The organism is Croceibacter sp. (genome assembly GCF_002716225.1).
Classification (GTDB): domain Bacteria; phylum Bacteroidota; class Bacteroidia; order Flavobacteriales; family Flavobacteriaceae; genus Croceibacter; species Croceibacter atlanticus.
The window spans coordinates 70740-82865 of sequence record NZ_PAZX01000010.1 but is presented as its reverse complement, the minus strand read 5'-3'; the positions used below and the strand labels follow the sequence as shown (position 1 = coordinate 82865).

The following is a 12126-nucleotide window of genomic DNA, read 5'->3' as shown; positions in this document are numbered from 1 at the left end:
AACTAAATTAACTAACGAAAAATATGAAAAAAATTACGCTGATTTTATTACTATCATTTGGAATTACATTGGTTGGATGTAAAGAGAATAATCGACAAAAAACGCCAGCCGAGTTGAAAATGGAATTGCAAATGCAAGAGAATAATAGTCCAATGGAATATATGAAATTGGAAAATGTTACAATGAGCAAAAATAAAATCAAAGACGCTGGACTGTTTTCGAGTGCTAAATATGATGGCTATTTAATTACTGGTCAAGCAATAAATACTGCGACAATGGCGAAGTACAAAGATTTGAAAATAAGAATTGAAATTTATTCAAAAACAAAAACTGTTATTGACAATAATACCTACGTACTTTATGAATTTTATCAACCAAATTCACGCAAAGATTTTACGCTAAAAGTGAACCCACCAAACGCAATGGAAAGTTTTAGAGTTTTCGTAGCTGGTGCAACCCCAACTTATGAATGACAATGCAAAATGAAATGAAATATTGCGGAACAACTATGGGCAACAATGTATATAAAAAATAGCGCGAGCATTTGCAAACACAGAGGTTTGGGCACTTTTTCGAGGTCGCCAAATTTTTAAATTTGGCTATTTGAAAAAAGAAAGATAAATTAAAAAAAATATAAAAATTCGGCTCTGTGTTTATCCAAAAAGCTAGTGTCTTTTTGCACGCTATGTTTCATACACAAACCGTTGTATGTAATTATGAAAAAAACGATTATAACTATATCTTTTGTGTTTTGCACTCTCTCTTTAATTGCTCAAATTAACAGCGAAAAAGAAGCAGTTAATGCAATGAAATGGTTGCTCGAAAACCCTCAAATTGAATCAAAAAAAATATTCAATACAAAAACAAGTGAAATTACAGCTTGGAGACTATCTAATGTGCTAAACCCTGAATTACACCTTAAAGAAAAAGTTGATTTTATAATGGAACTAGGTGACTCTGATTATTCGAATGAGTTTTCGGTTATCTATGACTTTGGTAATTTTATCCAAAAGATTGAAAACAGTAATTACAACAAGAAATTATTTGAATTTTATTCGATAAGAGGAGTTCTTAAATATTATAAAATCTTAATAAAACTTGATGAAAATTGTGTAATAAATTACCTAGATGATCTAATCGTACTTTCTGAAAAAGAACTAATTGAAAAATTTACGACTAAAAATTAACTACATACAACAATGCGTATAATTCATTGCTAGTTCTAGCCTACTTACGAAAGTCCTCTCGGACTTTCTATCTGTGATTTATTTGCTAAATTTAGTGCTTAAACACGCAACTACTCATAGCCGAGACCGTTACCTACAAATGTGAAAAAAATCGTCAAAATATTAATCTTATTGATTGGATTCGTAATTCAAGCACAAAATCCAATGCCTGAATTTCGCACCCTGATAGGAAAAATAGTTGATTTTAAAGGCGAACCAATGCCAGGTCAAACAATTATAATTAAAAGTACCGAATTAGGTACAACAACGGATTGGGACGGAAATTTCTGTCTTGTTGTTCCTGAAAATCAAATTATATTTATTGAAATCTCGTGTTGCTTTACTCCGATTTTTAGAGCGATTGAACCTGACGACAAATATGTGAAAATAAAAATTGGACGAAAATCACAAGAAAGGAAAAATAAGAAAGCGTATAATAAATGGAAACCGATTAAAGACTCGCTCCCTATAATTATGAAGAGAATATATTCGGAAGTTGATTATGACAAGATTGCGGAGAACATATGTAGGTAATAACGTATGAAAACAATAGGGTAATTGTAGCAAAACCCAATGGTTCGGGCGCATTTGCAAGGTCGCTAAATTTTTTAATTTGGCTTATTGAGAAGAAAAGATAATAAGAAAATTAAAAAATTCGGCTCGTGTTTAACCGAAAAGTTATCGATAATTTGCACGCTACGAGCCATATACACAACCGTTGCTGCGAATTTGAAAAATGACGATACTACTATTTTCAGCATTTCTACTTTTAATAATTTTGTTAATTAAACTTTTTGCTTGTAAAAAGCGGAATAGTGGATTGAGAATACTCGTAGGATTCGGAATTGTAATCGGACTTTCGGCTTTGGGCTTGAATTTATTGTTTGACGACTCATTCGGAGCTTCAACACCAGTCAATGTTCGAACTGAAAACTTGACTGACAAAAAACTAAAGATTTATTCAATAGCTTTTTGGAGCAACAACTGGAATGGAACTGGAAATTATGTGACTTATGACACGGAGCTAAAACCAAATGGAAAGTCTGACTTTTGGTTCGAGAATGATGGAACCATAGAATTCTGGATTGTAGCAAAAAATAGAAACGGAGGAATTGAATACTTGAAAGTTATAACGGAACAAAAAAGTGAATTCGATTTCGAAATAACAGAAACCAAAAACATTAACTCTGACAAAATCCAAATCGCGGAGGAATTGACTTTAAAAAAGGACAAAAGTGAACGAATGAAAAAGTATGCGATTTGGTCGAATATAGGGTTAATTGGACTTCTGATTTTAAGTCTGGTAAAAATAAAATCTGGTGGCAACAATGTATAACCACATTTACGGCGGATTCGACTAAGTCCGTATCCACTCGGAATTGCTAACGCCAGTTCTTAACCGAAAAAAACAACTTAAAACCCGTAATTGACGGTTATATTAGACCGTAGCCAATTTGAGAAAAATTAGTTCTCAAGAGTCATATTGTAACACATCAGATAAAAAGCAGACTTATATAATAGAGTATATCCTAAATATTAAATTTAAATACTTATGAAATTAGATGAAGCATCTGCATTTTTCAAAAATTTAATAATAGAATCAGATAATAAAACTGAGATCAAAATTTATAAGAATTTTATTTCAATTTTTACTGATTTGAATAATAGAGATCTTTCAGAAGAACAGTTAAAATCAATAGAAGAAAAACTTGATTCTCTAAATTTTAATGAGAACTCTGATAACAGAAAAAAACACTTCAAGCAAAAGCTGAACCTATTTGTAGGGTATTTAAAAGAAAAATTATCTCTGATTTCAAAAGGTTATTATACTGCAATCGGAATGAGCCTTGGTATGAGTTTTGGAGTTGCGTTTGGAGCAGCTTTCAAAAATGTTTCATATGGATTAATTTTCGGGATGTTAATTGGAATGTTAATTGGAATTGCGAAGGACTCTAAAGCTAAAAAAGAAGGCAAAGTTTTAAGTACGAATTTGTAATAATAACTAGCTACAACACCTTATAAAATTAATTGCTAGTGCAAGTCTATTTTTGAAAATTCTCTCAAATTTTCTATTCGGTTTGTCTTTGCTAATTTAGGTGCTTAAAAAAGCACTATTCTTATACATAAAGGCTGTACAACATTTGATGAAATACAAAACGATAATATTTATAATCGGACTTTTAGTTCTGATTTCTTGCTCTGAAAAGTCGGAATTTCTAAATGATTGCGAATGTGAAAAATTTAATTTAAAAAATGGAATAATTGTAAACGGAAAGGAAAACCGATATTCAATTATTTTGCCAGATAATAGTTGGGAACCAGAAATCGTTGAAAATGGAATAAGTGCCGGAACTTTTGGAGAAAATGCTTTTAAATATTTTGGAGTGACTGAAATGAGAAAAGCAAAACCTTGGAAGTCTCTTGAGGAACAACAAAAGGATGTTGAAAGCAAATATGAAATAATTGAATCTGGAATTACAGACGTTTTTGAAAAGAAAGCCATTTGGAATCTTGTAGAAGAGAAATTCGATACAATACCAATAATCGGATTGTATGTGACTGTTGAGCATCCATCGAAAGATTTATTCTATACTGTGAACCTTGCAGTCTCAAAAAATAAGTATGGAAAAAGAGAAATATGTGAACTCGAAAATATAATCAAGTCGTTTAAAATGAATTAAAAAAACGCTTACCAACAATGTATTATATTAATTAAATCAACAAACCCTTATAAATAAAGGATTCATAAAGAATAATTTAAAAAGGGTACAACATAGGTATAACATTATAAACCACAAGTAGAAGTGATCTAAAGGCATAAAAAAACCGCTTCTAAATTAATAGAAACGGTTTTTAAAATGTATTTAAACTTAAAGTTATTAAGCAGCCGTACCAGAGCCTAAATACACACTATTTGATACTTGACTACCATCAGCAGAAACAAACGCCATAAATAGCTCTACTGTGTCTCCTGCATAGGTGTTTGGAATTGTTACCGATTGAGAACCTGCTGTTCTGTCTGCACCATCTAAAATATAAACAGATTCTTTTTTACTTGGATTGTAAACTAACAACATTGCTTTATCTGTTGCATTTGCGTTACCCTCTGCCGAGTTATCACCCCAACCAAAATCCACTTGTCCTGGTGTTGTTAAGTCAGTAGTTCCGTTTAACACTCCAGATAAAGAACCTCTACTCAATAAAGCTAAAGAATAATCGATTGTGAAGTTAGGTGCAATCCCTCCTACTGCATTATTTAATACATAAGACATTGCAGCATTAAATTCGGTTTTCTTTGTCGCAAAAGACTTGTAACCAACTTTTAAAAACTCTTTGTTTGGTTGTAAATATTCCAATGTAACCGTAAATTTATTACGTTGGTTTACTTGCCCCTCTGTTCGAGGATTCGCCACGCTTGATGGCTTAATTCTGATGTAGTCAATACCTTTCCAACTACCACCAATTACGTTACCTACTTTACCAGATAATCCGCCTAAAATTCCTTGAGAAATCTTACCCATAATATAAAACAATTTAAAATTAAACTCCTTTGGATTTGGTACGGACTTTATATTGCTTTAAAACCTTTATTTCATTATAAATATAACTAAAATAATGCTATTTTGTTACTCTTTTCAGCCGTTTAGACGCCTTTGCATCAAGCTTCATTTGTTTGCATTAATTTGAAACAATTACGAATGTATGCAACTTTTAAAACTGCCATTTTATCAATGACATTTTGAAGCTCTTTTTCTTTTTTACTGATAACCTCAACCGCTTTAATATGTTTTTGCATCTGGTCACATATGTTTGAAGTAGATTTTAACCCTTTTTTTAGCGTTTTTCTGCAATCATCTACAGAAATAAACGGAATAACACTACCTTTTAAATAATAAGCGTAAAAACCGCCTATTTGTAACATCATAGACAAATGAAAAAGCGTGTTTTTCTCTGTTTCCGTTTTTGTGATTACTACAAAACAGTTAGGACAAGGATTTGAGAGCGGTTTTCCGCTGTTAAGTCCTTTGTTTAGGATAAAAAAATGAGGGTTCGAGTAGGTTCTTCCGATTTGGTGGGTTTTCAGTTCAAAAGTTGACATAGCTATCCAATTTAAAATTGCTTCGCTACGCTTCGCGCCATTAATTTTTTAAAAGAAAAACAATAAAAAAAGAAAGCCTAATGCTCTTGTGGCGTGGATGAGGCTGTCAAGGTTTTTGGATAAAAGTTTTTTGAGTTAAAATGTTTAATGAAATAGACAAAATATCTTGAAAAAAGTTTTATTCAAAACCCGTAGGGCTTGACCTTTATAGCCTTGCGCGTTGGCTGTGGTAGCCACATATATTTGCTACCTTTTTTTATTTATTGACTGTTCTTCTAAAACATCTAAAATATCTTGTTTTTTATATAAGATTCTGTTGCCCATACGAATTGGGTTTAAAATACCGTGTTTATTCCAAGAATGTATTGTTACCAAACTGATTCTTAAATATTCGGCGACTTCTTGTCTTGTTAGTAATTCATCATTTTTAGATTTTGATAGTTCTTTAAGGTAATCTTCAATTTTAAGTAATAATTTATCTGCTACCTTATCGGCTAATTCATCAACTGTGACTTCTGTAATTTGGATTGTTTTTGTAAGCATAATGAAATGTATTAAATTAATTGAACAACACTTTTTGGGGCATAAACTCTTAAAAAAATAGGTTATATCCAATTTGAGCGTGGGATGAAGCGTTTGTATGGGTAGCGTTTTAAATAGTTGTTTGATAAAACAGCATTTAAACAAGCTACTTATACAGGACTTTTAGACAATAGCTAATTGCTTTTTTGATCTCTCGACTGGCGCTCGAGACAAGGCGAGCGATAAAAAGTAATGTGCTATGGCGTAGTACTATACATTATAAACCTATTTTTTTATAACCGCTGACTTGGGTGGTGGGGAAAAGTGGACTTTTATATTTGTTAACGAAATGAAACAAACAAAGACTTGAGGTAAGGAAAACTTGAATACTTCGGCTACGCTCAGCACAGGCTTAACGATGGTTTTGTGCAGCTTGAATGAGATAACGAATATAATACTAAACTTATTCAACCTTTTAAATTTACAACCGTTTAATACTTGTTCAAAATATCGTTATAAGTTCGGATTTGTGCGGATGGTGAGTGGATATTTTACATAATACCAGTTATAGCTACAAAATGCATTACTACTGCGATAGCAAACCTTTGAAAAGTGCCGTTTGCTACTATAACTTGTATTATGTAAACATAGCTTTGGGTAGTTTTTGGTGTGAGCGTTGGCAACAGCTTTTTACTTTTTTTTTGTACCTATTTATTAAAATAAAATAGTTTAAATAAAACAAGTAATGTGCTGTGTGAGGGTAGGCAACCAAAAACTACAAGCGCATTGGCGAGCGGAACAAAATAAAAGACAGAGGATTTTGAGGTACGAAAAAACTGGGTTTTATTTTGTGGGGAATTAGCTTACCTTATACCTTTCGGAACGCATTCTAAAGGCTTTTTCACTACCTTCCATAACATCACAAATTTCTCTTTTAATTTCATCTCTTTCAACAGTACCAGAATGCAAAATGGAAGTATATCGACTTTCTGAATCCATTGAAATAATATACTCTGCATCACCATTTACAGGTATATTAGCGTTATGAGTTACAACAATTATTTGTCTATTATCTTTTGCTAGTTTTAACCTATCTACAATCAAATCATATACTAAACGATTATCTAAATCATCTTCTGGTTGGTCTAACAATAAAGGAATTGAACCAAAAGAAAGTAAAAACGTTAAAATTGCTGTCGTTTTTTGACCTGCTGATGCTGTTGATAAAGGTTTAAATTTATCTGAATTTTCAGGTTTGTATTGAACCACGACCTCATCCTCTGGCATAAACAATTCTAGTTCATCCATAGCGCTTGATTTTAATGAGTGAATAACATTTTTAAACTTACCCTTAACTATGGTTGATTTATCTTCAAAATGATTTTTTCTAAATTCTTCTCTTACTCTTTCTATATTTTGCTCTACATTACCCTGAAAGCATAATTCCTTTAACTTTATAAAGTCACTTTCAAATGATGTGTCTTTATTAATTATTTGCCTTATTTGTAATTCAAAATTGGTTTGATTTCTAAATGGATTAATTTTAACTTTTATCTTTTTATCTGATATGTTTTGTTGAATAAACTCTTTACGCTTATTAGTTATATCCTTACATAATTGTATAAATTCAGCTTTATACTTATCTCTTTGTACTAATTCAGAACGTTTACTTTCATTAATAACATTTAACTCTGCTAAATCTAAAGATTTACTTTCTATTTCCTTTGATATTATTTCATATTGATCTATTGCTACAACACCTTCTGCCTCTAACTCTGTTTTCTTTTTATCATAATCAGTAATTGCTTTGATATAAGATTTTTTCCAATTTGAAGATGATATTTTGGTTTCTAAATTTGATTTTATCTTCTCTAAAGAACCAATTAAGTTTACAAATGCTTTGTATTGTTTTACTACCTCATCATCTATATTGGATAACAAACTATCTATTTCATCTTTGTAAGCAACAGAGATACCATCAACACTTACCTTATCTATATTAAAATTTGATTTAAAATCTCCTAATTGAGATATTAAAACCTCAATTTGTTTTTTATAATTATCAAGTAATTTTTCTTCTTCTTCAAAAACTTTTTTTTCAGCCATTAAATCTTTAATACCTGCCTTATCTAAAGTTTTTAATTTCTTTTTTAAATCCTCTATATCGGTTTTTAATTTAAGTCTTGATTTTAATTTCACTTGATAAGCCCTGATAGTACTGCAAGACTTTAAGAAATTTTCTTTTGTTACTTCTCGTTTATCCTTTAAATCATTTATTACTCCAACATTTATATCAATTCTTTCTAATAAAGCATTTGGGTTTTTAGATATCTCAAATATTTGCTTTTGAGAATATTGTTCAAACTCTAAAAAGTTTAAAAATTCTTTATCTTCAATTTCTGTCCAAACATTACCATCCAATCTATGAATTTCTATAAATTGATTTATTGATGAATTAATACTTGAAGCTTTTACCTTATATAAAAAGTGTTTACGGATAAATTCAATAACAATGGTTGAAGCATCATTAAAAACTCCTATTGATTCTATACCATTTAAAACATTTGTCTTATAAAAACTATTATGTTCTGTTATTAAATCAGTAAAGCTTTCGAGATTTTTTGTACGATTAAAAACACCTCTTATAAATCTTAAAATACTGGATTTACCACTACCCCGACCTCCAATAATTGTATTTAGTTGTGGATTAAATTCAACTTTAAAAGGTTCTTTACCTGTTAAAGAAGTATCAGTAATCGTAATTGACTTAATCCAAAAATCTGGTTTTTTAATAATGTTATCAGTATCATTAAAATCATTAACAACCCTATGAAAAGGCAATAGAAATGCCTGACGTAGTCCTTCTAATGTAGGCTTTTCATCCATCTTGATATAAGTAAATCTTGTACCTATACCATATAAACCGTGTTTAGAATTTTTGGGTGCGTGAGGATTGTCTGAAAATGTTAGAATTGCTAACTCTTTATTTTTAGCATACTCAACAGTTCTATACCAATCATAACCTTTAGCATCATCAATTTTAGGTGTTGGATTACTATAATAGTCATTCAAATATGGAACAACTGTTTTAATGGTATTTTTTGTAAATTCATTATCATTAAAGGTTTTATGTACTACTTGAACTGCATTAATATCACTTCGCTTATAAAAATCTTCTAAATTTTGAGCACTCAAAGTACTTAAACCTGCAAACTCGTCTATATGAGCTGGAATTATTAAAGCATCACATTTATCTTTAACAATATCTGCAACCTCAAAAACAGATTTAGTCGTAGTTGCATTTTCTTCACCATATACATTATGCTCAATATCGCATTTACTTAAAAAACTTTTTACTTCCTCTTCACCCTTTGAAGGGTCGAATAATACCAATAAATGAATTTTTGATGTATCGCAAGTTATTTCCACACCAGGGAAAACTGTTAAGTTTTTCTCATTTGCTGCTTCTTGAATCGCTTTAATACCTAAAGGCGAATTATGGTCTGTTACAGCTACACAATCTAAACCTTGCTCAATAGCTTTAGCAACCCATTGCTCTGGTGTTACATTTTTATCATCAAAACATTTGCTTACAGTTGTATGCAAATGTAAATCACATTTATACCACCTTGCTCCTTTAAAATTGTTCATAGATTTTATTAATTCTTATAGACTATTTAATTTCTCAATAAAAATATCCTCTCTATTAGCTTTGTTGTAGAATGGCATACCAATCAATTTATATTGTTGACTTTCGTATAGCTCTATAACCGCTTCTTTTTCTATCTCTTGAAGGAATTGTTCTTTCCATTCATCATTGTATAATAAGTGGTCCCCTTTTGGCTCTATGAATAATTGATAAATAACCTCATCATCTGAATTTTTATCTGTCATATATAATACAAAGTCTGGTTCTGTTGCTTTTGCATCACTAAACCTGTATAACTTAAAGAATCGTTCGTTTCTTAATAAATAGATGTTTTTAAAACGCTCTTTTAAATCTTCAATATTATCGTGGAAATACTTTACTAAAAACTTCTCCTCTGATGAACCATAATTTTCATTGTAAGCATACCAATCTGCTTTGTTTAAGTCTACAAAATATTCTTGAGGAATATCATTACGCATTGTTGGTTTACCTGTTTCTGCTGTTGCATTTTGATTAACAGAAAAAGCTAATTTCTTATCCTTGAAATACTTTCTTAATGGCTCTCTATAGAATGATTTTGTACCTCTATAATCACCAAACTTTGTAGATATTTCATTTGCTATTTTGGAAGCTACACTTATAACAATTTCTAATTTTTGATTAGCAGATAGGTTGTTTGTGTCTTTTTGCAATCCTGTTACTTCTACTACTATACCACCAAAATACTTTTCATTAGTAATAAAATCGTTCATAGATTTTACACTTGGAAAAAACTTTTTGATGTTATTGAAGTGGTAAAATGGTATTTTATTTAAACCTTTTTGAATAATAGTTTTATCCCATACAGAAAACAAATGTTTATTTGCATAATTGGCTTGTACTGTATTTTGCTTTACTCTGTTATTATCTAATATTACCGTTTGTGCTGACCTATTTGTTTTTAATGCGTAGGTGTGCTTTTTTACAATAGTTGGCTCTTGATATTCTAATAATGTTTTAGGGTTATTCTTAACCTTTTTATTTAAAAATATAAAACCGCTTTTATATAATGCTGTTTCTTTAAATTCATCTTTAAGAATTAAATCTACTTCTACTTTTTCTTCAGGAAACATTCCTATTTGACGAAGTGCATTGTTTAATTCTGTAATATATCTTGGGTTGTGTGAGCAATGATAATGTAGAGTCTCGCAAAAACGCATTATGTTTTCTAAATCATTATCATATTTACGTTTATCTAATTCTTGATTTTCTTCTAATTGAAACGGATAATATCTTGCACCTCTACCAATTAATTGTGCTTCTGCTACAGTTGTTTTACCTGGTTTATTTCCTGTAGCATCACGCGTATCATATAATCTAACAATATCATACAAGTTTAAAACATCCCAACCCTCATTTAATTTATCTACTGCAAATACTGCTCTAATCTCATTATTATTATCTTCTAATGTATTAATGGTTATTTGCTTTTCATCACTATCATTTTTAGAGTTTACAGAAACAATTTTATCTTCTGTGAAGTCTTCTTTTATTTCATCAATTAAACCTTGTGATGATATGTTTAATTCTTTAAAGTAAGCTATTGCTTTATCTAAAATGGCATTATCTAATTTTATAAGATTCTCTAATTTCGTGACGGTTAAGTTTCTTATTTCATCAATAAACGCTTTTTCCATTTCAGCACTTTCTGTAGTTGTTTTAGATTTAAACATTACTACTGGTTTTGCTAAAATACCTTTAGATGCAAATATTTTCTTTTTAAACTGACTTATTAGAACTGCAACAATTGCACGTTGTATAGGTTGATAATCTACTTGGTTGGTTTGTACTTCTTTTGAGTAGCCATCTTCTCTAAACTTTGCTAATGAATAATCGTATAATAATTTATCTGCGTATTTAGATGCTATATTAGGATGATTGAGGTCTAAAGTAGCTGTAAACTCCATCATAATATTGTTTACATTGCTTCTTAAAATACGCTCAACAGTATATTCCCAACTATTAAAGTTTTCTTTTTCTCCTTTGCTTAATTTCTTTTTGGTAAGCGTGTTAATATGGTGTGCTTCATCACTTATTAAAACAACTTCTTTATTTAAAAAATCATCAAAGGTTATACTGTTTTCTCTTGGTGCATTTAATTTAGTATGTAAGCCTTGAATGGTAGAAAACAATATGTTAATATCATCTGTATTGGTACTTTCAAAACTTTCTACTTCTGTAATATTTACATTTACACCATCTATATTGATTTGCTCTTTAAATAGATATTTAGTGCTGTTTGGATTTAAGAAGTTTTCTTTTGTTTTACGGATGATAGTATCTGTGTTTACAAAGAAAATAAAGTTACGATATCCCCTTTTGTACAACTCTAACATTGTACCTGCCATAACCAACGTTTTACCAGAACCTGTTGCCATATGAAACAACACTTGTGTTGGTTTTGCTCTTAAACGTGGGTTATTTATGTAATAGTTAAAGTGTGTAAACGCTTCTTCTTGATAATGACGTGGTGCAAATTTTAAATTATTTTTAATAATTGGCGATAATTCTACAATTAAATCACCATCATCAATTTTAGTTGCAATACGCTTGTCTAAACGTTGAATAGTATCTTGATTAAATAGGCTCAT

General features: G+C 30.3%; 11 protein-coding genes. 6 read left to right on the top strand and 5 right to left on the bottom strand.

Going from position 1 to position 12126, the window contains the following annotated elements; genetic code table 11:
* Positions 1-23 precede the first annotated feature (23 nt).
* From CL818_RS07600 to CL818_RS07575, 6 genes are all read left to right on the top strand, one after another.
* The gene (locus CL818_RS07600) at positions 24-473 is read left to right on the top strand and encodes a hypothetical protein (protein WP_272973038.1); all 450 of its coding nucleotides are present in this window, start codon (positions 24-26) and stop codon (positions 471-473) included.
* 243 nt (positions 474-716) lie between these two features.
* Positions 717-1187, top strand: coding sequence for a hypothetical protein (locus CL818_RS07595; RefSeq protein ID WP_272973039.1), 471 nt, complete (start codon positions 717-719; stop codon positions 1185-1187).
* 141 nt (positions 1188-1328) lie between these two features.
* The gene (locus CL818_RS07590; protein ID WP_272973040.1) at positions 1329-1760 is read left to right on the top strand and encodes a carboxypeptidase-like regulatory domain-containing protein; all 432 of its coding nucleotides are present in this window, start codon (positions 1329-1331) and stop codon (positions 1758-1760) included.
* A 202-nt stretch (positions 1761-1962) separates the two neighbouring features.
* Positions 1963-2562: a hypothetical protein gene (locus tag CL818_RS07585; protein ID WP_286972562.1), complete on the top strand. Its 600-nt coding sequence runs from the start codon at positions 1963-1965 to the stop codon at positions 2560-2562.
* Positions 2563-2778: 216 nt separating this feature from the next.
* Positions 2779-3222: a glycine zipper domain-containing protein gene (locus CL818_RS07580; RefSeq protein WP_013186143.1), complete on the top strand. Its 444-nt coding sequence runs from the start codon at positions 2779-2781 to the stop codon at positions 3220-3222.
* Between the two features lie 148 nt (positions 3223-3370).
* Positions 3371-3907 (top strand): hypothetical protein, encoded by a 537-nt coding sequence (locus tag CL818_RS07575; RefSeq protein ID WP_286972560.1) that lies wholly within the window; start codon positions 3371-3373, stop codon positions 3905-3907.
* Positions 3908-4105: 198 nt separating this feature from the next.
* On the opposite strand, the gene CL818_RS07570 is transcribed toward CL818_RS07575, so the two are convergent.
* The 5 genes from CL818_RS07570 to CL818_RS07550 all read right to left on the bottom strand — a co-directional run bounded on the left by CL818_RS07570 (position 4106) and on the right by CL818_RS07550 (position 12126).
* On the bottom strand, positions 4106-4747 hold the full coding sequence (locus CL818_RS07570; RefSeq protein ID WP_116497031.1) for a DUF6266 family protein: 642 nt from the start codon (positions 4745-4747) through the stop codon (positions 4106-4108).
* Between the two features lie 137 nt (positions 4748-4884).
* The gene (locus CL818_RS07565) at positions 4885-5325 is read right to left on the bottom strand and encodes a DUF6943 family protein (RefSeq protein WP_272973043.1); all 441 of its coding nucleotides are present in this window, start codon (positions 5323-5325) and stop codon (positions 4885-4887) included.
* A 246-nt stretch (positions 5326-5571) separates the two neighbouring features.
* A complete protein-coding gene (locus tag CL818_RS07560; RefSeq protein ID WP_219360362.1) occupies positions 5572-5868 on the bottom strand; it encodes a helix-turn-helix domain-containing protein in 297 nt (98 codons plus the stop codon).
* Positions 5869-6705: 837 nt separating this feature from the next.
* Entirely contained in the window at positions 6706-9498 is a 2793-nt protein-coding gene (locus tag CL818_RS07555) for a TrlF family AAA-like ATPase (RefSeq protein WP_272973044.1), read from the bottom strand.
* A gap of 15 nt (positions 9499-9513) precedes the next feature.
* Complete coding sequence (locus CL818_RS07550; protein ID WP_272973045.1) at positions 9514-12126, bottom strand: DEAD/DEAH box helicase family protein; 2613 nt, start codon at positions 12124-12126, stop codon at positions 9514-9516.